Source organism: Streptomyces sp. NPDC005402 (assembly GCF_040606575.1).
In the GTDB taxonomy this organism is placed as follows: domain Bacteria; phylum Actinomycetota; class Actinomycetes; order Streptomycetales; family Streptomycetaceae; genus Streptomyces.
Window position 1 is genome coordinate 323,126 of record NZ_JBEXFB010000009.1, and the last position, 21,266, is coordinate 344,391.

20 protein-coding genes and 3 pseudogenes are annotated in these 21,266 nt (G+C 69.6%); 10 read left to right on the plus strand and 13 right to left on the minus strand.

The annotated features are described in order from the left end of the window. Positions 1-47 precede the first annotated feature (47 nt). Entirely contained in the window at positions 48-275 is a 228-nt protein-coding gene (locus ABZT02_RS20230) for a hypothetical protein (RefSeq protein ID WP_356019326.1), read from the minus strand. A gap of 211 nt (positions 276-486) precedes the next feature. Here ABZT02_RS20230 and ABZT02_RS20235 point away from each other — a divergent pair, with 211 nt between their 5' ends. The 3 genes from ABZT02_RS20235 to ABZT02_RS20245 all read left to right on the plus strand — a co-directional run bounded on the left by ABZT02_RS20235 (position 487) and on the right by ABZT02_RS20245 (position 4,633). Further along, entirely contained in the window at positions 487-2,673 is a 2,187-nt protein-coding gene (locus ABZT02_RS20235; RefSeq protein WP_356019327.1) for an RICIN domain-containing protein, read from the plus strand. Between the two features lie 75 nt (positions 2,674-2,748). Beyond that, on the plus strand, positions 2,749-3,864 hold the full coding sequence (locus tag ABZT02_RS20240; RefSeq protein WP_356019328.1) for a glycoside hydrolase family 19 protein: 1,116 nt from the start codon (positions 2,749-2,751) through the stop codon (positions 3,862-3,864). A gap of 13 nt (positions 3,865-3,877) precedes the next feature. Then, positions 3,878-4,633 (plus strand): NPP1 family protein, encoded by a 756-nt coding sequence (locus tag ABZT02_RS20245; RefSeq protein ID WP_356019329.1) that lies wholly within the window; start codon positions 3,878-3,880, stop codon positions 4,631-4,633. A 136-nt stretch (positions 4,634-4,769) separates the two neighbouring features. Here ABZT02_RS20245 and ABZT02_RS20250 read toward each other — a convergent pair whose 3' ends face one another. From ABZT02_RS20250 to ABZT02_RS20290, 9 genes and pseudogenes are all read right to left on the minus strand, one after another. After that, positions 4,770-5,258 carry a GNAT family N-acetyltransferase gene (locus ABZT02_RS20250; protein WP_356019330.1) on the minus strand — a complete coding sequence of 163 codons (489 nt, stop codon included), beginning with the start codon at positions 5,256-5,258 and terminating at the stop codon, positions 4,770-4,772. 156 nt (positions 5,259-5,414) lie between these two features. Beyond that, a pseudogene (locus tag ABZT02_RS20255) lies at positions 5,415-5,541 on the minus strand (pirin family protein); the annotation flags it as partial. A 29-nt stretch (positions 5,542-5,570) separates the two neighbouring features. Then, a complete protein-coding gene (locus ABZT02_RS20260) occupies positions 5,571-6,233 on the minus strand; it encodes a maleylpyruvate isomerase family mycothiol-dependent enzyme (RefSeq protein ID WP_356019331.1) in 663 nt (220 codons plus the stop codon). Positions 6,234-6,324: 91 nt separating this feature from the next. After that, positions 6,325-7,221: an SMP-30/gluconolactonase/LRE family protein gene (locus tag ABZT02_RS20265; protein ID WP_356019332.1), complete on the minus strand. Its 897-nt coding sequence runs from the start codon at positions 7,219-7,221 to the stop codon at positions 6,325-6,327. Positions 7,222-7,236: 15 nt separating this feature from the next. Further along, positions 7,237-8,157 (minus strand): sugar kinase, encoded by a 921-nt coding sequence (locus tag ABZT02_RS20270; RefSeq protein WP_356019363.1) that lies wholly within the window; start codon positions 8,155-8,157, stop codon positions 7,237-7,239. A 41-nt stretch (positions 8,158-8,198) separates the two neighbouring features. After that, on the minus strand, positions 8,199-8,819 hold the full coding sequence (locus ABZT02_RS20275) for a bifunctional 4-hydroxy-2-oxoglutarate aldolase/2-dehydro-3-deoxy-phosphogluconate aldolase (protein ID WP_356019333.1): 621 nt from the start codon (positions 8,817-8,819) through the stop codon (positions 8,199-8,201). 70 nt (positions 8,820-8,889) lie between these two features. Then, the gene (gene dgoD, locus ABZT02_RS20280) at positions 8,890-10,035 is read right to left on the minus strand and encodes a galactonate dehydratase (protein WP_356019334.1); all 1,146 of its coding nucleotides are present in this window, start codon (positions 10,033-10,035) and stop codon (positions 8,890-8,892) included. Next, entirely contained in the window at positions 10,032-10,775 is a 744-nt protein-coding gene (locus ABZT02_RS20285; RefSeq protein ID WP_356019335.1) for a FadR/GntR family transcriptional regulator, read from the minus strand. Before ABZT02_RS20285 ends, dgoD begins: the two co-directional genes overlap by 4 nt. 55 nt (positions 10,776-10,830) lie before the next feature. After that, positions 10,831-11,574 carry an SDR family oxidoreductase gene (locus ABZT02_RS20290; protein WP_356019336.1) on the minus strand — a complete coding sequence of 248 codons (744 nt, stop codon included), beginning with the start codon at positions 11,572-11,574 and terminating at the stop codon, positions 10,831-10,833. A gap of 170 nt (positions 11,575-11,744) precedes the next feature. On the opposite strand from ABZT02_RS20290, the gene ABZT02_RS20295 reads away from it, so the two are divergent. From ABZT02_RS20295 to ABZT02_RS20305, 3 genes are all read left to right on the plus strand, one after another. Next, positions 11,745-13,088, plus strand: a complete 1,344-nt coding sequence (locus tag ABZT02_RS20295) for an extracellular solute-binding protein (protein WP_356019337.1) — start codon at positions 11,745-11,747, stop codon at positions 13,086-13,088. Between the two features lie 64 nt (positions 13,089-13,152). Further along, positions 13,153-14,064 carry a sugar ABC transporter permease gene (locus ABZT02_RS20300; RefSeq protein WP_356019338.1) on the plus strand — a complete coding sequence of 304 codons (912 nt, stop codon included), beginning with the start codon at positions 13,153-13,155 and terminating at the stop codon, positions 14,062-14,064. Further along, entirely contained in the window at positions 14,061-14,990 is a 930-nt protein-coding gene (locus tag ABZT02_RS20305; protein ID WP_356019339.1) for a carbohydrate ABC transporter permease, read from the plus strand. Before ABZT02_RS20300 ends, ABZT02_RS20305 begins: the two co-directional genes overlap by 4 nt. A 90-nt stretch (positions 14,991-15,080) precedes the next feature. Here the strand turns inward: ABZT02_RS20305 and ABZT02_RS20310 are convergent, their stop codons facing one another. Beyond that, the gene (locus ABZT02_RS20310; protein WP_356019340.1) at positions 15,081-17,129 is read right to left on the minus strand and encodes a glycoside hydrolase family 2 TIM barrel-domain containing protein; all 2,049 of its coding nucleotides are present in this window, start codon (positions 17,127-17,129) and stop codon (positions 15,081-15,083) included. A gap of 159 nt (positions 17,130-17,288) precedes the next feature. Between ABZT02_RS20310 and ABZT02_RS20315 the strand changes: the two genes are divergently transcribed. From ABZT02_RS20315 to ABZT02_RS20330, 4 genes and pseudogenes are all read left to right on the plus strand, one after another. Further along, complete coding sequence (locus tag ABZT02_RS20315; protein ID WP_356019341.1) at positions 17,289-18,578, plus strand: cellulase-like family protein; 1,290 nt, start codon at positions 17,289-17,291, stop codon at positions 18,576-18,578. A gap of 444 nt (positions 18,579-19,022) precedes the next feature. Then, complete coding sequence (locus ABZT02_RS20320) at positions 19,023-19,475, plus strand: hypothetical protein (protein WP_356019364.1); 453 nt, start codon at positions 19,023-19,025, stop codon at positions 19,473-19,475. Continuing rightward, positions 19,451-19,570 (plus strand): annotated as a pseudogene (locus ABZT02_RS20325) (hypothetical protein); the annotation flags it as partial. The gene ABZT02_RS20320 and the pseudogene ABZT02_RS20325, both read left to right, overlap by 25 nt. 57 nt (positions 19,571-19,627) lie before the next feature. Beyond that, the gene (locus ABZT02_RS20330) at positions 19,628-20,158 is read left to right on the plus strand and encodes a GH32 C-terminal domain-containing protein (RefSeq protein WP_356019365.1); all 531 of its coding nucleotides are present in this window, start codon (positions 19,628-19,630) and stop codon (positions 20,156-20,158) included. Positions 20,159-20,336: 178 nt separating this feature from the next. Here ABZT02_RS20330 and ABZT02_RS20335 read toward each other — a convergent pair whose 3' ends face one another. Both ABZT02_RS20335 and ABZT02_RS20340 read right to left on the minus strand, forming a co-directional pair. Continuing rightward, positions 20,337-20,546 carry a DUF6243 family protein gene (locus ABZT02_RS20335; RefSeq protein WP_221174717.1) on the minus strand — a complete coding sequence of 70 codons (210 nt, stop codon included), beginning with the start codon at positions 20,544-20,546 and terminating at the stop codon, positions 20,337-20,339. A 345-nt stretch (positions 20,547-20,891) separates the two neighbouring features. Further along, positions 20,892-21,056 (minus strand): annotated as a pseudogene (locus ABZT02_RS20340) (pirin family protein); the annotation flags it as partial. Between the last annotated feature and the right edge of the window lie 210 nt (positions 21,057-21,266).

The following is a 21,266-nucleotide window of genomic DNA, read 5'->3' on the forward strand; positions in this document are numbered from 1 at the left end:
GGAAGTCGACGGGCCGACCTCTCATCCCCGACCGTCACGCGGCAGGGTCACGCCGCATCGAGGCGGCGCGAGGACCGTTCGGCAGGACGACGCTCGACACCGGAGCGGGCGGCGCGCTCACCACGGGACGAGGCAGCGCCGCGGACCAGCCGCAGGTGCCGGCCTCTGGCGTGCCGGGGCGCCGACGACCTGGCCGACAGCCGGTCCTCGATGCGGTCCATGGCATACAGCAGCACCCCCAAGGCGGGCAGCAAGGACACAGCGACGGCGATCACAGCACAGGTTCCCTCCCGGCCGGCAACAGCCGACCGGGTTTCCCCTCAGCGGCCGCCCAAGCCATACGAACCGGGAACTCCCCGCACCTCTCACCTCAACCGGCTTCCCTCAAACCTTACTTCATCTCTTGACGTAAGTGGTCCATACCTTTAGGTTCACGGGTCAGCCAGACACCTCGCGACCCCCCACCCCCCATGAAGGGCTCTGCGCATGCACACCCTCACGCGCCTCCGCAGATCCGGTACCGCCACGCTCGTCACCGTGGCCGCCGCATCAGTCCTGACCTCCCTGCCCACCCCCGCCGAAGCCGCCACCGCGCTTCCCGCCGGCTTCTCGACTGTCATGAACGCGGCAAGCGGACGGTGTCTGGACGCCAGGGCGGCCGGCACCGCCAACGGCACCGCCGTCCAGCAGTACGCGTGCAACAGCACCTCCGCCCAGCAGTGGAGCTTCACCGCCACCAGCGACGGCTACGTCCGGATCGACAACCGCAACAACACCAACCAGGTCGTCGACGTGGCCGACGTCTCCACCGCCGACAACGCGCCCGTCCATCTCTGGGCCTACGGCGGCGGCGCCAACCAGCAGTGGCTGCCGGTCCACGAGGCCGGCGGCGCCTACCACTTCGTCAACCGCAACAGCGGCAAGTGCCTGGACGACCCGGGCGCCTCGACCGCCGACAGCGTGCAGTTCGCGCAGTACACCTGCAACGGCAGCGCCGCCCAGCGTTTCCAGGTGGTCCCCGTGACCCAGTCCGCCGGCAATCCCGACCTCGGCCCCAACGTGGTCGTCTTCGACCCGTCGATGTCCTCCTCGACGATCCAGTCGAGGCTGAACTCGATCTTCCAGCAGCAGGAGACCAACCAGTTCGGCTCCCAGCGCTACGCCGTCCTGTTCAAGCCCGGCTCCTACACCGCGGACGCCAACGTCGGTTTCTACACCCAGGTCGCAGGGCTGGGCCTGACGCCGGACGCCGTCACGATCAACGGCGCGGTGCACGCGGAGGCCGACTGGTTCCAGGGCAACGCGACGCAGAACTTCTGGCGCGGGGCCGAGAACCTGTCCGTCAACCCCACTGGCGGCAACGACCGTTGGGCGGTCTCCCAGGCGGCGGCGTACCGCCGGATGCATCTGCGCGGCAACCTCGCCCTGGACGACAACGGCTGGTCCAGCGGCGGTCTGCTCGCCGACACGAAGGTCGACGGGCAGGTCGACTCCGGCAGCCAGCAACAGTGGCTGACCCGTAACTCCCAGCTCGGCAGCTGGACCGGCTCGAACTGGAACATGGTCTTCGTCGGCAGCCAGGGCGTCCCCGGCACCACCTTCCCCAACCCGCCCCACACCACGGTCGCGCAGTCCCCGGTCAGCCGGGAGAAGCCGTTCCTGTACGTCGACGCCGACGGCGCCTACAAGGTGTTCGTACCGTCGGTGCGGTCCAACTCCACGGGCACCAGCTGGGCGAACGGCTCCCCCTCGGGCAGCTCCCTCTCCCTGGACACCTTCTACGTCGTGAAGCCGGGCGCGAGTGCCGCGGACATCGACGCGGCGCTGGCGGCGGGCAAGAACCTCCTGGTCACCCCGGGTGTGTACCACCTCAACCAGACGCTCAAGGTGAACCGTCCCGACACCGTCGTCCTCGGCCTGGGCCTCGCCACCTTCGTCCCGGACAACGGCGTCACCGCGATGAAGGTGGCCGACGTCGACGGCGTGAAGGTCGCGGGGGTCCTCTTCGACGCGGGCACCACCAACTCGCCCACCCTGATGGAGGTCGGACCCTCGAACTCCTCCGCCTCCCACACCGCGAACCCGACCTCCCTGCACGACGTGTACTTCCGCGTCGGCGGCGCGGGCGTCGGCAAGGCGACCACCAGCCTCGTGATCAACAGCGACAACGTCATCGGCGACCACATGTGGATCTGGCGCGCGGACCACGGCAACGGCGTCGGCTGGACCACCAACACCGCGGACACCGGGCTGATCGTCAACGGCGACAACGTCACCGCGTACGGGCTGTTCGTCGAGCACTACCAGAAGTACCAGACCGTCTGGAACGGCAACGGCGGCCGCACGTACTTCTACCAGAACGAGATGCCCTACGACCCGCCCAACCAGGCGGCCTGGACGAACGGTTCGACGCAGGGCTACGCCGCCTACAAGGTCGCCGACTCCGTCACCAGCCACCAGGCCTACGGTCTCGGCAGCTACTGCTACTTCAACGTGAACCCGAGCGTGGCCGCGGAACGGGCCATCGAGGCGCCGAACACCGCGGGAGTGCGCTTCCAGAGCATGGTGACCGTCTCCCTCGGCGGCACCGGCACCATCCGGCACGTCGTCAACGGCACCGGCGGCCCGTCCAACTCCTCGACCAACGTGGCGAATCTGACCAGTTACCCGTAGAGCTCCGCACTTCGGCCGCCCCTCCTCGCCGGGGGGGGCGGCCTCCCCCACCCCCCTCAAGGAGCGCACTCACCCATGCCCATCTCCCTGCACAGAGGCCGCCTCGCGGTCTTCGCCGTCCTGGCCGCCATCCTCACCGCGTTGCTCACGGTGACCCCCGCGCACGCCGCCTCCGGCACGATCACCGGCCTCGCCGGCAAGTGCGTCGACGTGGCGGGCGCATCCACCGCCAATGGCACGGCCGTTCAGCTCTACGACTGCAACGGCACCGGCGCCCAGATCTGGTCCAACTCCGGTGACGGAACCCTGCGGGCGCTCGGCAAGTGTCTGGACATCGCCGACCGCGGCACCGCCGACGGAGCGGCCGTACAACTCTGGAACTGCTCGGGCGGCGCCAACCAGCAGTGGGTGGTCTCCGGCGCCCGCGACATCGTCAACCCGGCCGCGAACAAGTGCCTGGACGTCCGGGACAACAACAGCGCCAACGGCACCCGGCTGCAGATCTGGACCTGCTCCGGTACGGCCACCCAGAAGTGGAACGCGCCCGCGAGCGGAGGCGGGAGCACTCCGTCCGGATTCGTGGTCACCGAGGCGCAGTTCAACCAGATGTTCCCGAACCGGAACTCCTTCTACACCTACAGCGGCCTGGTCGCGGCGCTGAGCGCCTACCCCGGCTTCGCCACCACGGGCAGCGAGACGGTGAAGAAGCAGGAGGCGGCGGCCTTCCTCGCCAACGTGAACCACGAGACCGGCGGCCTCGTCCACATCGTCGAGCAGAACACCGCCAACTACCCCACCTACTGCGACTGGAACCAGCCGTACGGCTGTCCGGCCGGTCAGGCGGCGTACTACGGTCGCGGCCCGATCCAGCTGTCGTGGAACTTCAACTACAAGGCGGCGGGCGACGCGTTGGGGATCGATCTGCTCAACAACCCCTGGCTGGTGCAGAACGACTCCGCCGTGGCCTGGAAGACCGGCCTCTGGTACTGGAACACCCAGTCCGGCCCCGGCACCATGACCCCGCACAACGCCATGGTCAACCAGGCCGGCTTCGGCCAGACCATCCGCTCCATCAACGGCTCACTGGAGTGCGACGGGCGCAACCCGGCCCAGGTGCAGAGCCGCGTCGACGCCTACAACCGCTTCACGTCGATCCTCGGGGTCGGCCCCGGCGGCAATCTCTACTGCTGAACAGGGGTACGGAATGCGCACGTTGAGATCCCTGATCACCGCTCTGGGCGCACTGGCGCTCGTCGTGGCGATCCCCGCGAGCGCCCACGCGAACGTCCTGACCCCGCTCCCCCAGAACGCCGACGGTCTGGAGCAGACCTTCTCCCCCGCCTACGACTACGACCGCGACGGCTGCTACGCCACCGCGGCGATCGGCGCCGACGGCACGATCAACCCCGGGCTGAAACTCGGGGGCGACGTCAACGGCCACTGCCACGACTACGCCCAACTCGCCAACGCCAACACCTACTCACGGGCGAAGTGCGACAACGGCTGGTGTGCCGTGATGTACGCCGGCTACTTCGAGAAGGACCAGGCGACGCTGGGTCCGGCGGCCATCGGGCACACCCACGACTGGGAGCACGTCGTGGTGTGGGTCCAGGGCGACCAGGTCCAGTACGTGTCGGTGTCCCAGCACTCCGGCTACCAGGTGGCCGCCCGCTCGGCGGTGCGTTTCGACGGCACCCACCCGAAGATCGTCTACCACAAGGACGGCGTCTCGACGCACTGCTTCCGGTTCGCGAGCGGCAACGACGAGCCACCGGAGAACGCCACGGGCGGCTGGTTCTTCCCACGGCTCGTCGGCTGGAACGGCTATCCCGCCGGCTACCGCGACAAGCTGATCTCCGCGGACTTCGGCTCGGCCACCCTCAAGATCGACGACGGCGACTTCGAGTACGCCCTCGCCCACTCCAAGCCGTCCGGCATCCCCTTCGACCCCTACGCCTGAACACACGTCGTACCGCCCCGGGTTCAGCGCGAACCCGGGGACGGGGGGTGGCCCGCGTCAAGGAGATGACCGGCGGCTCCCGAATGCCGGCCCCCACCATGGCAGGCGGCACCGGTCCCCCAACCGGCGCACCGCGTCATTCCGGAGGAATGCGAAACTCGAATTCGGGACGGTCCCACGGTACGGCGGGCGGGTTGGCGAGCGCGGTCCCGGTCCGCACCGCACCGACACGGTGGTAGAAGTCCTCGGCGAGTACGTGCGACACGACCTTGAGACGATCGATCCCGGCGGTGCGTGCCTCGGACTGCATGTGTGCGACGAGCAGCCGTCCGATACCCCGCCCTTGCACGTCGTCGGCGACGAACAGCAGGTCGAGTTCCGGTGGAGCGAGGACCAGCGAGTAAAACCCGAGGATTCGGCCTCCGTCCTCCTCGGCGCCGACGGCCACGAAGGCGCGGTGGGCCTCGATGTAATCAGCACCGACCCGGAAGCCCGCGACCGCGGACGCGTACTTACCCTCGTAGGCGGATGAGCCACGCACGAGCCGCGTGAGCCGTTTGGTATCCCGCGCGACTGCCCTCCGTATCGTGATCGGCCGGCTGACCGGGGAAGTGCGTGAACTCATCGGGAGAGTATCTCGCACCGCGGAACACCTTCGTGCGGCGGGTCTGCTGTGGGTGCGGGATGCTCCGGCGTATCGCCCGGCCTCACACAGTGTCCCCATCTCGGCGGACCGTCCCGGACGTGAAAGCCACGACCCGCGGCCCTCGCTCAGGCATCCCTACAGGTCAGCGCACTCTCCCCCCCCACGCTTCAACGGCAGGGGCGGCAGTTCCGGAGCGGGCAGCGGAATCGCCGTCGTACCCCTTCACCTCGCCGAAGCGGGACCCTGTCATCCAGTCCTGTCGGCGTAGTGGCGGGCGCGCTCTTACGGGTTTCACAGCCACGCGGGCAGTTTCGGTACGGATCCGCGGCCGGTGGCGTGGAGAGGTCCTGGCACGGGCCGCCCGGTCGCGTAGGCGGTCAGGCTCGGGAGGTCACCGGTCACCAGGGGTGTCTTCGCTGCGCCGGGCACGCCCAGGAGCCAGGTACGACCAGCGTCCTCGGCTCGTAGCCCGACAGGAGGGATGTCCGTGCGGGCCCGGAAGCCGGCTGCGACATCGTCCAAGAGTGCCGCGCACACCTCGCGGGGGACGGCGTCGAAGCTCGTGCCGGTGTCCAGGTCGACGGCGTGGACCCACACCTCGCGCACCCGCATCCAGGGAACCTCCCAGACCGGCACCTCGCGTCCCCTTGCGGTCCGGACGGTCGCCTCCCAGCATGCATCGGGCAGTGCGGCGAGTTCTCCGGCGAGCCGGGCGTTGGCCCGGAACAGATCCTCGCGCAGTTCGCCGGCCGTGCGACGGGCCCCTTCTTCGATCTCCCGGACACGCTGGTCGGGACCCTCGTACACGGGAGTCTCGACACCCGTGCGGGCCCAGTTCAGCAGATTGAGCAGCGCGTCGGCGTTGCGGGCCACGTGGGCGAGGAGATGCGCCGAGCCCGATCGGTCCGCGCCGGCTTTCGCCACAGTGAACCGGGCCGCGGATGAGGGGTCCACGACCAAAAATCGATGCCCCGTACAGGCCGGGCCTATCAGTACCGGCGCAGGCGCCCAGCTCTGTGGAAGCAGCCTCGGGCCGATGTGCGGATCAGAACCGTCCCTGCCAGGAGCAGGCCGCCGTTCCCCCGATCGTCACCGGGAAGCCGAGCACTGCGCCGGAGGTCGCGGTCGGGTCGGTCACCCCGTGCCGGGCGGTGGTGACGAAGAGGCGGTTGGTGTCGGGCGGCAGACACACCGACGTGGGATGCGGGGCGGGGACGGTCAGGGTATGCAACAGACGGCCGTCCGGATGGTAGCGGCGGACCGCGCCGGCGCCCCACAGCGCGACCCACAGACAGCCCTCCGCGTCGACGGTCATTCCGTCGGGGCTGCCCTCGTCGTCCCGCAGGCGGACGAAGATCTCCGGGCCGCCCAGGAGGTCACCCGAGACGGGGTCGACCCGGCAGCGCAGAACGGTGCCGACTGCCGTGTCGGCGAGGTACATGGTCGTGCCGTCGGCGGTGAACGCCGGGCCGTTGGCGATGGTCAGGCCGTCGAGGACGCGGACCACCGTGCCGTCGAGGTCCGTGCGGTAGAGGGAGCCCGCGCCGGGGGTGCCGTCGTAGGCCATGCTGCCGGCCCAGAAGCGGCCTGCGGGGTCGGCGACGCCGTCGTTCATCCGGCTGGGGGCCGGTGTGCGGTCCTCGGGGCGGTCCAGCCATTCCAGGGTGCCGTCGGGGGTGAGCAGCGCGATGCCGGTGCCCGCGGCGGCGATCCAGCTGCCAGGCCGATCGGACACCGGCGCGACGGCGCCCAACGGTACGTCCAGACGGGCGAGTTGGGTCGGCCCGGCGTCGTCGCGGTCGTCGCGGTCGTCGCGCAGTTCGAAGAGCCGACCGCTGAGGATGTCGACGTACACGTAGCGGCCGTCGAACCAGCGGCCGCCCTCGGCGAGTTCGTACGCTCCGTCCACGACGACCGTCGCCGACGCTGCCGTTGAGGTCATGTTCCGTCTCCTGGATCAGCGGATGGTCGTGCCGTCGGGCTGGTCGAACAGGCCGAGTTCGTCCCGCGTGGGAAGGCCCTCCCAGTCGCCGCGGGTGGCGACGGCGAAGGCCGCGGTGGTGACGGCTCGGTGCAGTCGGGCCGGGATGTCCGCGCCGTCGAGGAGTCCGGACAGGTATCCGGCCACGAAGGCGTCGCCCGCGCCGACCAGATCGACGGCGTCGACCTGGCGTGCCGCACGGTCGGTCGCCCCGTCCGCGGTGAAGGCGGTCGCACCGCTCGCGCCCCGTTTGACGACCACCTCACCGACCCCTTCGGCCAGAACGCTGCGCACCGCCTCAGCTTCGTCCGCGCCGGGTCGCTCCAGCACCAGCGGCAGCTCGTCCTCGGAGGCGATGAGCAGGTCGGTGTGGGCCAGCAGCGGCCGGAGCGCGGTGCGGGCACGGTCGGCGGTCCACAGCCGGGAGCGGTGGTTGATGTCGAGGCATACGGTGATCCCGGCGTCGCGTGCCGTGGTGGCGGCGGCCAGCACGGCCTCGGCCGCCGACGGGCTCAGCGCCGGAGTGATACCGGTCAGGTGCAGGATGCGGGGTGTCGGGGTCAGGGCGGGCAGGACGTCGGCCGGGGAGACGGCCGAACCGGCGGAACCGGCACGGTAGTAGCTGACGCGGGTGAGCGTGCCCAGGCGGGGTTCGGTGAGCAGCAGTCCCGTGGGGCGGCCGGTGTCGTCGGTGACGGCGTGGTCGATGTCGACGCCCTCGGCACGCAGGGTGCGCAGGACCAGCGCGCCCAGTTCGTCGGCGCCGACGCGGCCGGCCCAGCGCACCGTGTGTCCCAGCCGGGCGAGGCCGATGGCGACGTTGGACTCGGCGCCCGCGACGGCCAGGCCGAGGCTGCCGCCGAGCCGCAGTGCACCGTTGGCGCGGAGCGCCGCCATGGTCTCGCCGAAGGTCACCACCTCGGTTGGAGCCGCTGTCGTCACGACGTCTCCCCTGCGGCCACCTTGCGGAACTCGGCCGCGCGGGCACGGAGTTGTTCGAGGTCGCCGCCGTCGGCCGCGTCCCCGACGAGGGGTGAGCCGACGCCGACGGCGAGGGCACCCCGGTCCACATAGTCACGGGCCGCCTGCGCGTCCACTCCGCCGACGGGCACGAAGGGCACCTCGGGGAAGGGGTCGCGCAGTGCCTTCAGATAGCCGGGGCCGCCGAGCGTGCCGGGGAAGAGTTTGATCGCGTCGGCACCTCGTGCGAGGGCGGTTTCGATCTCGGTCGGTGTCAGGGCACCCATGAGTATGGGTACGCCGTAGGGCTCCAGCCCGTCGACCAGTGCGGGGGTGACGAGGTACGACGCGCCGGCCTCCACGGCGCGGGCCGCGTCCGCGGCCGAGCGCACGGTGCCGGCGCCGAGGAGGGCGTCGGGGCCGAGTTCGGTGCGCGCCTGCCTGATGACGCTCAGGGCGTCGGCGGTGGTCAGGGAGACCTCGATGGCCGCGATGCCCTCCTCGGTGAGGGTGCGTACGGTGCGCAGGGCCGCGGCGGGGTCCTTGCCCCGGACGATCGCCAGCAGGCGATGGGCTCGGAGGGATTCCACCAGGTTCATGGGAGCGGGCTCTCCTTGGGGTCGGGCTGCATGGGCTTGACGGGTCTCACCACTGCGTGGCTGACGGTGTTCACCACTCGGTGAACGCCCCGTCCGCTCCCCGCCATACGGGGTTGCGCCAGCGGTGTCCGGTCTCGGCGGCCCGGCGTACCGCCTTCTCGTCGATGTCGACGCCGAGGCCGGGGCGGGTGCTCGCGACCGCGTATCCGTCCTGGAAGCGGAAGGGTTCGGGGTCCATCACGTAGTCCAGCAGGTCGCACTGCTGGTTGTAGTGGATGCCCATGCTCTGTTCCTGGATGAGGAAGTTCGGCACGGAGAAGGCGATCTGGAGGCTTGCGGCCAGGGCGATCGGGCCCAGGGGGCAGTGCGGGGCGACGGTGACGTCGTACGTCTCGGCCATGGCGGCGATGCGGCGGACCTCGGAGATGCCGCCGGCGTGCGACAGGTCGGGCTGGGCGACGGCGATGCCGCTGGTCATCACCTCGCGGAAGTCCCAGCGGGAGTAGAGGCGTTCGCCGGTGGCGAGGGGAATGCTCGTGGACTCCACCAGGCTGCGCAGCTGGCCCGAGTGTTCCGGAGAGACGGGTTCCTCGACGAACAGCGGGTGCAGTGGCTCCAGTTGGGGTAGCAGGCGGCGGGACATGGCGGTGGAGGCCCGGCCGTGGAAGTCGACGGCGATGTCCCGCTCGTCGCCCAGCACCTCGCGGACGGCGGCGACGCGGGCGACGACCTCGGCTGTGCGGGCCGGGGTGTCGATCGGGGCGAGTTCGGCCGAGCCGTTCATCTTCACGGCGGTGAAGCCGGCCTTCATCTGTTCCTCGGCCAGCTCCGCGACCTCGCTGGGGCGGTCCCCGCCGATCCAGGCGTACATGCGTACGCGGTCGCGCACGGGGCCGCCGAGGAGGCGGTGGACCGGGACGCCGTAGGTCTTTCCTGCGATGTCCCACAGGGCCTGGTCGATGCCGGCGACGGCGCTGGAGAGGATGGGGCCGCCGCGGTAGAAGCCGCCCTTGGTGAGCACCTGCCAGTGGTCCTCGATGCGCAGCGGGTCCCGGCCGACGAGGTAGTCGGCCAGCTCATGGACCGCGGCGCGTACGGTCTCGGCGCGGCCCTCGATCACGGGCTCGCCCCAGCCGGTGACGCCTTCGTCGGTGGCGATGCGCAGGAACAGCCAGCGCGGAGCGACCAGGAAGGTCTCAAGTCCGGTTATCTTCAAGGAGTTTCCTCGGGAAGCGGATCGGTCGCGGCGTCGTCGTCTTTCCGGGCCTGTACGGCGGCCAGGTCGTGGGACGCCTGCGCGAGCAGGGATTCGACGGCGGCCACCGCCGCGTGGGGGTCGCCCGCCTCGACCGCGTCGAGCAGTTCCTGGTGTACGGGGATGGAGTCGGAGAAGTGCCGGGCGCCGTGCACGATCCGGTCGCGTACGCGCAGGCCGGCCTCGATGACGACCTCCATGCGGCTGAGCAGTTCGTTGTGGGCGGCGTCCAGCAGGGCGCGGTGGAAGGCCAGGTCCGCCTCGACCATCGCCTCCGCGTCCGCCCCCGCCGCGGCCATCGCGTCGAGCGCCTGCCGCAGGGCGTCCAGGTCGGACGGGGTGCGGCGGGCCGCGGCGAGCCGGGCTCCGGCGGGTTCGACGATCGCGCGGACCTCGGCGAGGTCCTCCAGGAAGCCGTCGGTGGGAGCGCTGCTGCCCTGCCAGCGCAGCAGGTCGCTGTCGAGCAGGTTCCAGTCGGCGCGGGGCCGGATGGTCGTCCCGCGTTTCTGCTTCGACTCCAGCAGACCCTTGGCGGCCAGCACGCGCAGTGCCTCGCGCACGACGGTCTTGCTGACGCCCAGCTCGGTCTCGAACTTGACCGGGTCCACGACGGAGCCCGGGGGGTAGTCGCCGCGGATGATGCGCCGGCCCAGCTCCTCCACTGCCTGGCCGTGCAGCCCCCTACCGGGATGGGTCACCACGTTCTCCGTTTCCGTATCGGTCCTGTCGGTCGGCGCCCCGCACGGTGCGCGGCGCTCACGAGGACTCCTTCATGACGCTCCATCCTCCATCGACCACGAGGCTCGCACCGGTCACATAGGAGGCGTCCGCCGATGCCAGGAAGGCGACGGCGGCTGCCACCTCCTCCGGCTGCCCGAACCGCTTGGCCGCCGTGGCCGCCACACTGCGCTCCCGATCGGGCTCCGGGATCCCGTCCCAGGCGGCGGTCAGGATGGGGCCGGGCAGCACGGTGTTGACCCGGATGTCAGGACCGTACTCGACGGCCAACTGCCGCCCCAGCGAGCACAGCGCCCCCTTGGCGGCAGCGTAGGCGGCATGGCCCGGCAGACCGATGACCGCGTGCACCGATGAGGTCAGGACGACGGAGCCCTTCGCCTCGCGCAGCATGGCCGCGAAGGTCTTCATCCCGCGCCAGGCCGGCTTGAGCAGTACGGCCATCTGACAGTCCCACTCGGCCTCGCTCAACTCGTGCGCAGACTTGTTGACCTGGGCGAAGGCGTTGCTGTGCAGCATGTCCAGCCGACCGTGGTGCTCGTCGACGTGACGGGCCAGGTTCTCCCAGTCGGCAGCCGAGGTCACGTCGCAGCGTACGTACTCCGCGCGTCCGCCGCTGTCCGCGATGTCCGCCGCGACGGCCTTGCCTGCCGCGTCGTCCACGTCCGTGACCACGACCGTCGCCCCTTCGGCCGCGAGTCTGTGAGCCGTGGCCGCGCCTATCCCGTGCGCGGCGCCGGTGATCACCGCCACGCGCCCCGTCATCCTGCGGCATTCCGTCATCGTGTGCGTCTCCCGTCCGATCCCTGCTGACGACACCCACCATAGCTGTTTCAATTAATTATGAATATATCTTGACGGCGTGGCGATGACCCTCCGAGACTGACCGGCACGCACAAGCAGCTTCGGTACGAAGCCAGGAAGGACCTCCTCCCATGAGCCGCACCACACCCCGCCGCAGAAGTCGGGGCGCCCTCGCCGTGACCCTTGCCGCCGCCTCCCTGTTCCTCTCCGCCTGCGGGGGTTCGAGCGGTTCGCAGGACAAGGCACAGGCCCCCGCGAAGCCCGGCCAGAAGGTCGACCTGCGCTTCTGGTCGTGGGTTCCCGGTGTCGACAAGGCCGTCGACAAGTGGAACGCCACCCACCCGGACATCCACGTCAAGCTGGAGAAGATCCCGGCGGGCAGCGCGGGCGGCTACGCGAAGATGCGCGCCGCCCTCAAGAGCGGCAACGCCCCCGATCTGGCGCAGGTGGAGTATCAGGAGATCCCCTCGTTCCTGCTGGAGAACGGCCTGGTGAACCTGTCCGAGTACGGCGCGGACAAGGACAAGTCGAAGTTCGTGGACTGGCAGTGGCAGCAGGGAGTCTTCGGCTCGGCCGTCTACGCGATCCCTCAGGCGTCCGGTCCGATGGGCCTGTTCTACCGCTCCGACCTCTTCAAGAAGTGGGGCATCGAGCCGCCCACCACCTGGGACGAGTTCGCCCAGGCCGCGCAGAAGGTCCGCGACGCCGACCCGAAGGCCTACATCAGCACCTTCCCGCCGGGGAACTCCGCCTGGTTCACGGCACTCGCATGGCAGGCCGGCGCCAAATGGTTCGGCGTCGACGGCGACACCTGGTCGGTGAACATCGACTCCCCGCAGACCCTCAAGGCCGCCGCCTTCTGGGACGAGATGCGCACCAAGAAACTGATCAAGACCGAGCCCGACTTCGCCAACGGCTGGTACAAGGACCTGCAGACCGGTGTCATCACCTCGTGGGTCAGTGCCCAGTGGGGCGACGCCATCATCAGCGGAAACGCTCCCAAGACCACCGGCAAATGGTCGGTGGCGCCCATGCCGCAGTGGACGAAGGGCGCGAACGCCTCCGCGAACTGGGGTGGCTCCTCGACGGCCGTCCTCAAGGGCGCCGAGCACATCCCCGAGGCCCTGAAGTTCGCCGAATGGCTGAACACCGACCCCGCGAGCGTCGATCTGCTGCTGCAGGGCGGATACGGCTGGCCCGCGGGGGCCGACGCGTACAAGGGCTCCTCGCTCGACAAGCCGTCGGCGTTCTTCGGAGGCCAGAAGTACAACGAGGTCTTCGCGCAGGCGGACAAGAACATCGACACCTCGTGGAAGTGGATACCGACGATCGACGCCACCTACCAGCACCTCAACGACGGCTTCCAGGCCGCCGTGGCGGGCAAGGGCACGTTCGTCTCCGCGGTCCAGCAGGCACAGAAGCAGACCGTGGAGGACCTGAAGAGGAAGGGCCTGAAGGTTTCCACCGGCCAGTGACCACCTCCGGAGGGCGCGACACGGCCGCCGCCGCTCTCCCCTCCGGACTCCAGAAAGCACCCTGATGCCCACGCGCACCCGAGCGTCCCGCCGCCGCAGAAATCTGGCGCCCGTCGCCTTCGTCGCACCCTTCCTCCTGCTGTTCCTGCTGACCTTCGCCGTGCCCATCGGCTACGCCGTCTACCAGAGCGTCATGGATGTCGAGCACACCGGACCGCTGGGGCTCGGCGGCAGCCGTACCGTCTTCGTAGCGCTGAGCAACTACTCCGACGCGTTGTCCGATCACAACTTCGTGCGCAGCATCGGCCGCGTGCTGCTGTTCGCGGCCGTCCAGGTGCCGGTCATGGTCGCGTTGGCCGCCGGGCTCGCCCTGCTGCTGGACAGCGCCTCGGCCAGAGGCGTGCGGTTCTTCCGCGCCGCCTTCTTCCTGCCCTACGGCGTTCCCGGGGTCGTCGCGTCCATCCTGTGGGGCTTCTTGTACGTTCCGGGCGTCAGCCCTCTCGTGGACGGCATGCGCCACCTGGGGGTGTCGGTGGACCTGCTGGGCGGAAACACGGTTCTGTGGTCCATCGCGAACATCGTCACGTGGGAGTTCGCCGGCTACAACATCCTGGTTCTCGTCGCCCAGTTGCGCACCATCCCCGCGGAGTTGTACGAGGCCGCCCGCATCGACGGCGCCAGTGCGTGGATGACGGTCCTGCACGTCAAGCTGCCGCTGCTGCGCCCGGCGCTCATCCTCACCACGGTCTTCACCATCATCGGCACGCTGCAACTGTTCGCGGAACCTCTGGTGCTCAAGCCGGTCTCGTCGAGTATCGACAGCGCCTACACGCCCAACCTCAGCGCCTACAACGAGGCGTTCACCAACGACAACTACCACCTCGCCGCTGCCGAGGCCGTGCTGCTCGCGCTCGCCGCGTTCGTGCTCTCCTTCGGTTTCCTGCGGCTGATCAACAAGGGAGGTGGGGACGCGTGAGTCTCCAGACACCGGCCCGCACGGTCCCGCCGAGGGGGCAGGCGCCGGCCTCCGACGACGGCACGACGCCGCGCGGCGGCATCACCGGGGTCACCGCGCGCAGTCGCATCCTGGTCACCGGCCTGCTCGTGGCAGCCGCCGGGTACTTCCTGCTCCCGGTGTACTGGCTGGTCGTGGCGTCCACCAAGTCCACCGGCGACCTGTTCGGCAGCTTCGGACTGTGGTTCTCCCATCCCCGGTTGCTGAGCAACCTGCACCAGGTGTTCACCTACGACCACGCGATCTACCTGCGCTGGGCCGCCAACAGCCTGCTGTACGCGGGGGTCGGCGCAGCTGTGGCGACGCTGCTGGCCGCGATGTCCGGCTACGCGCTGGCCAAGTTCTCCTTCACCGGCCGGGACACGATCTTCAACATCGTGCTGGGTGGCGTCCTGATCCCCGCCACGGCGCTGGCGCTGCCCATGTACCTGCTGTTCAGCAAGGCAGGCCTGGCCAACACCTACTGGGCCGTACTGCTGCCGAGCTTCGTCAGCCCCTTCGGCGTGTACCTGTGCCGTATCTACGCCGCGGCATCCATACCGGACGAGCTGTTGGAAGCGGCCCGCATCGACGGCGCGGGCGAGGTCCGCATCTTCACGGTCGTCGCGCTGCGCATCATGACCCCCGCCCTGGTGACGATCTTCCTTTTCCAGTTCGTCGGCATCTGGAACAACTACTTCCTGCCGCTGGTCATGCTGTCCGACTCCAAGCTGTACCCCATCACCCTCGGTCTGACGTCCTGGCAGTCGTTCGCCGACCGCCAACCGCAGCTCTATCAGATGACCGTGGGAGGCGCCTTCGTCTCCGTCGTGCCGCTGATGATCGCCATGGTCGTCCTGCAGCGCTTCTGGCGCAGCGGACTGACCGAGGGCAGCGTAAAGGGCTGACCCGCGGGACCGGATGGTTTTGCGGGCCGCACCCCGCGCGGAAGGGGGAGGGACGGTCCGTCCCTCCCCCTTCCGCCGTACCACGTCAGGTCACCTGCTCCTGGGATTCACGGCCTTGCGGAACGCGTCGTAGACGAGCTTGGGCCGCTCCTCGGCGAAGGTGAGCAGGCCCATGACGGAAATGCCGTTGTAGGCCTGGTTGTACCCGGCGCGCTGCTTGTAGTCCTTGAGGACCCAGTAGGTGAAGCCGGCGACGAACTCGCTGCGCGCGGCCACCTGCGCCCAGTGCGCGGTGAAACTCGCCGCCTGCCATTCCTCCGTGCCCTGCGTGGTGCTGGGGCCGTGGGTGCCGGCAATGGACCAGGTGCCGTTCTCGGTGATCAGGATGGGCTTGTCGGGATACTTCGCGTGCACCGCGTCCAGCGTGGGTCCGAGATCGGCGTCCTTGCCGTAGAAGTAGCCGAAGTACTCGTTGAAGCCGATCACGTCGGCGAGGTCGAACGCGGGGTCGTTGCTGGTGTTGGAGGCCCAGGTCACCGGGCGGGCGGTGAGGTCGACCGCCTTCACGGCCGCCTTCAGGTCGGCGAGCCAGGCCCGGTAGACGGGAGCACCGGCCGCGTCGATCTCCGACTCGTTCTGCAGCCCCCAGAGGATCACCGAGGGATGGTTGTGCTGGTTCCACGCCATGGTCAGGGCCAGGGCGCGGGCGAGGCCGTAGCGCTCGGTCTGGAGCTTCTCCTGGGCGGTGTTGAGCCACATGGTGTCGATGTCGTCCATCACCATCACGCCGTGCTCGTCCGCCCAGTCGTAGACGTACGGGTGGCGGTTGTAGACGCAGTTGCGGATGAAGTTGGCGCCGAGTTTGGTGAGGTGGCCCAGTTCCCGGTCGTGCTCGGCCGGGGTCATCGCCCTGCCGTGCGCGGCCGTTTCCTCGTGCCAGTTGAGGCCCTTGAGGAACAGCGGCTTGCCGTTCAGCCGCAACTGGGCGTCGGTGACGGCCAGTTCGCGCACGCCGTACCGGGTGGACAGGGTGTCCACCCGCGGGCCCGAGGATCTCCCGGCGGTCAGGGTGGCGCGGGCGGTGAGCGTGTGCGGTGTGTCCGGGCTCCAGCGTGGCGCGCGGGGTATGGGGACGGTGGCCCGTACGACGCCCGCCGACCGGGCTGCGATCCGGGCCGTGACCACAGTGGGCCGGCCGCCGCTTCCGCGTCCGGGGTCCAGGGTGAGCCGGCCGTGGAAGGCGGTGGCGCCATGGTTCTCGACGACCGCGTGTGCTTCGAGGTGCCCGTCCGCGGCGGCCACGAGCAGTTTGGCGATGGTGACCTGCGGCACCGCCTCGATCCAGGCCGACCGGGTCAGACCGGCGTAGGGCCAGTAGTCGACGGGCTTGTACGGCAGTTCGTGGTCGTCGGTGACGGGCTGCGCTGTCGAGGCCGTGTAGTCGGTGTAGCTCGCCCGGCGGAAGACGCGTACGGCGATCGTCTGGCGGGTGCCGGGCCGGAGCGCCGCCGTAGCCGGAAGCGCGAAGGGCGAGTTGGCGCCTTCGTGCTTGCCGAGGTGGGTGCCGTCGAGCCAGACCTCGGCGCTGTAGCCGGCAGCGAGGAAGGCGATGCGCACGTGCCGGGCCCGCCAGGACGCGGGCACGTCGACGGTGGTGCGGTACCAGGCGTAGCCGTCGGAGAACGCCGTGCCCTTGCCGAAGGGTGTGCTCTCCGAACCGAATCCGGGCGTGTTCAGCAGATCCCAGGCCGCGGGGACGTCGATGAGGTCCCAGTCCCGGTCGCTGTGGTGCGGGGACTGCCAGGCCTCGCCGAGCCCCTGGTCGTCGGGGTCGAAGCGGAACCGCCACCGCTTGTCCAGGGACAGGTAGTCGCGGGTGGGTTCATGGGTGCGCCAGCCGTCGAAGGCGGGGAGCACCGCGCCGTACTGGAAGACGACATTGGTGCCACCCACGTCACGCACATGGGTGCCGGAGGGCTCCGTGGCGGGGTGGGTGTCGAGCACCGGGCCGGTCGCGCCGGCCGCGGCCGGGCCGTCCGCCGCCTGCGCCGTCTGCGGCCAGGCAGGTAGGGCGACGACGGCGGCCGCGCCGAGTGCCGTGACGACTGTGCGCCGGGACGGGTGGATGGATTCGGTCATGACGGGCGGCTCCTTGATGCACGTACGTATTCGTCCGCCCCACAGCCTGGACAACCGGGTCACCCTCGTCAAGTATTATTCATAAATAATGAATTGAGCTAGCGTGGTGCCGTCGAGCCGCCGACGGCGTCCTACCGCACACGAACGACGGGTGACCTCATGACCACCGCACAGCAGCAAGCCACCACGAGCGAGCCCACGGGCCGACTCGCCATCACCCTGTGGGACTTCAGCTGGTACACGCAGGCAGGCCCCGGTGAGCCGTTCGCCGACCTCGACCGCGCCTTCGCCGAGGCGGTGGACCGTGGCTTCAACACCGTGCGCGTCTGCGCCATGCCCTTCCTCCTGTTCTCCGGACGCGTCCCCGACCCGGAGTCGATCCAGGTCCGCGGTCTGGGCAAGGAGTTCGGACAGCGCACCCGCTGGTACGACGTGCGCGGCGGCTATCCCCTGGACGGCCGTCAACGCCTCGTCGACCTCTTCGAGGCAGCCGCCCGCCACGACTGCAAGGTGATCGTGTCCTCCTGGGAGTACCAGCAGTCCCCCAGCTTCGCCGACACCGACGCCTGGCACCGCGCCCTCGCCGAGGTCCCGGGCCCGGACCGTGCCGAGGCGGTGGCCGAAGCGCTCGCCGGACTCCTCGACTTCCTCACCGAGCGCGGACTGGCCGACCAGGTCGCCTACGTCGAAGTGCACAACGAGGTCGACAACTGCTCCCTGGTACCGCGCGACGGCGCTACCCACTACGCCTACCTGCGCGGCCCTCTCGACCGTGCCGTGAAACTGCTGCGGGCCCGGCACCCCGGCATCCCCGTCACCTACTCGCTGGGCGAGCCCTGGCCCAGCGAGATCGATGACCTGCCGGAGGGGGCGCAGATCGCCCACTTCCACTTCTACGTCTACGGCGTCCTCGGCGCGCTGTACGAGGCGGTCGGACTCGGGCACGGCACCGAATCGGCACCCGAGACGGCCGGCTGGCCCACCCCCGAACTGGCCGCCATGCTGCGCCCCGACGCACCCGCCTTCGCCGACTACCAGCCCGACGAGCCCTGGCGACTGGCCGCCACCGGCATCCCGCGCGAACTGTTCTACGCCCACGACTGGGTCGATCCCGACCGCTGGGACCTGTGGCTCTACGAGAACTATCCGGCGCACCGGCAGGCCATGCGCGACACGCTGGCCCAGTGGGTCGACTCCGTCGCCGAGTTCGCCCGCCACCGCGACATCCCCGCCGTCCTCGGAGAAGGCGTCGTCGGATACACCCCCCTGCTGACGCGCTTCGAGGAGGACGCCGTCGGCAAGGACATCGCGGAGTTCGTCGTCGACCGCTGCCTCGCGGCCGGCTTCCAGGGCGTCGTCCTGACCTCCAACGCGGCCCCGCACCACCCCATGTGGCACACCGACCGGGACTGGATGCGGCGGGTCAACGCCCGTATCACTGCGGCCTGACCACGCCCCCACAGCGGCCCGGAACGTGGACGCCGAGCCGTGCCGACACAATGACCGGGCACATGAGCAGCGGTGCGAAGCGGGCCGGCCGCCCGCTTCGCGCCGCCTCGTCGGTCACACGATCCGCTCCTGCGCGCCGCCCTCGAAATTCCGTGGGCGATGCAGCGAAGGGCTTCGTGGGGGTCCGGACCATGGCCGTCATCGGGGCCGCCCGCCCTGCTGAGCACGACGGTGGGCAAAGCACCCAGTGATGCGACTGCGAAGGTGGCGTGTGGCCTTCAGCGGCACCCGGTCCACGGAGCCACGTACAACTTCCGCGTCCTCGGCTAAAACCCGGGATGCCGGTTCCAGCAGTCGGAGATGCGAACAAAGCAGCGCCCCAACCAGGCGACCGGTCTCGCACGCCCCGTCGACCCCAGCGATCCCGACCTGGTCGAGTGGAAGATGCACCCCACCCTCGTCACCAGCCAGACCGCCGACCTCGACGTCGGCGCCGGACGAAAGGTCCGCTTCGGGGACTTCCGCGACCCGTTCGTCCGGAAGGAGGGCGACACCTGGTTCCAGCTGATGGGCTCCGGCGTCCAGACCAGCGAGGGCAGGGACGTCGGAGGCACCGCACTCCTCTACACCTCCAAGAACCTCACCGACTGGACGTACTCCGGACCGCTGATGGTCGGTGAGGTGGCGGCCCACCCCAAGACCGGCCAGGTCTGGGAGCTGCCCACGTTCCTGCCGATCGGCAAGGACGCTCAGGGCCGCGAGCGCCGGGCCCTGCTCGTCAACCCCGCTTTCCCGCCGGCCCCGGCGAGTACAGCACCAAGTACGTCTACTACCGGGTCGGTACCTGGGACGCCCAGGCTCGCCGCTGGACACCCGACACCACAGAACCGAAGCTGATGGACTACGGCGAACACTTCACGGCCCCCAGCGGAACCGTGGACGACAAGGGACGCTCGCTGGTCTTCAGCATCGCGCAGGACCGGCGGACCGAGCGCGCCCGCTACGACGCCGGATGGGCACACAACGCCGGCCTCCCCATCGAACTGTCCATGCTGCCCGACGGCGACCTCGGCTTCAGCCCCGTCGAGGAGGTCTCACGCCTCCACGCCGGCGAACCCCTCGTGAACATCAGCGCCCCGACGACCGTCACCGACGCGAACGAGCGCCTGACGAACGTCAAGGGGGACATGCTCCGCATCAAGCTGACACTCGAGCGCGGCAGCGCCGACACCTTCGGTCTCGACGTGCTGCGCAGCCCGGGTGACGAGGAGCGAACACGCCTGTTCTACGACGCGCCCGCCGGACAGCTGGGAGTGGACCGCATGAGGTCCGGGAACAACTCCAGCGCCGAGCCGAACCTCGGTGTCCAGAAGGGAGGACCGCTGGCACTCTCGAACGGCACTCTGACACTGGGCGTGTTCGTCGACCGCTCGGTGATCAAGGCATACGCGAACTCACACAAGTCGATCACCACCCGCGCCTACCCGTTCCGACAGGACTCCCTCGGCCTGCGACTCTTCGGCGACGGCAGCGTCGTCAAGTCCATGACCGTCTGGAAGATGGGCAGCATGACCGACTGACATCGCGCGTGCCCTGCCATCCGCCGACTCGCTCAAAGGACGCCTCACAGGCCGAGAGCTGAGCGGGGCCGGCCGCACCGGCTACGACAGCAGGCCCCCCGGTACGGCAGCAGGGCCCGGACCACGCGTCGCGGTCCGGGCCCTGCCCCGTGCGGTGCCGCCCTGCGGCGGCGATGCGTCAGCTCTGTGCGGTGTCGTCGCCCGTCTGCCCGGCGCCCTCGGCTGCGCCTGCCTTCTCGCGCATCTTGCGCACCAGCTCCGCCTTCTGGTCGGCGGCACCCTGGCGGTCGAGGTTGCGGTGCGGACCGTTGTTCTGCCGTTCGGCGCGGGACAGCTTCTTGCGCTGGCCGCCGCCCATGCCCACGGGGTTGTTGATGTTCTTGCTCACGGGTTCTCCCGGAATGATGTGAAGTGATCTACGGATTCATCGGTGGGGGACGGGCGCGGCGACGTCGAAGGACATCAGCAGGGGCCCATCACGCTCTCACTCGTAAATCTGTGTCTGGAAGAACATGACCACGACGTTACCCGGTCCCGTCGGCCCCGCACACCAAGTTCTTCGCCGTCCCGGCGCCGACCGGGCCCTCAGCGATCACGGAGCCCCCGGGTGGATCCGCACCGGCCCAGACCGCAACGCGGTCGATCGCCCTCCGGCGAGCGGTCGACCGGAGGAGGCATGGCCCCGCCGTGCGCCACTCGACAGGGCCGCCTATATCACGGGCATTCCTGCAGGTCAGCGCACCCTCCCCCGCGGCTTCAACCGCAGGGGCGGCAGTTCCGGAGCGGGCAGCGGATCGCCGTCGTACCCCTTCACCTCGCCGAAGCGGGATCCTGTCATCCAGTCCTGGCGCGCCTGCTCGATCTCCTCCTGGGACCGCCCGATCCAGTTCCAGAACATAGCTGGCCCTCTGCGCATATTCGCAGGTCAGCAACGATCTGAGGCTCTGGCGGTCAGCAAACTGTCAGCATCGGGCGTATGGGGTCAGCAGGTCATGCCTTCGGTTGTGTTGAAGCGTGGGATGGGTTCGTTTTTTAAGGAGTGTGGGCATCCGCGGTCGCGGTGGTCGAAGTGTCCTCACTTCTACAAGATCCGTTACCGGGCGGCGGG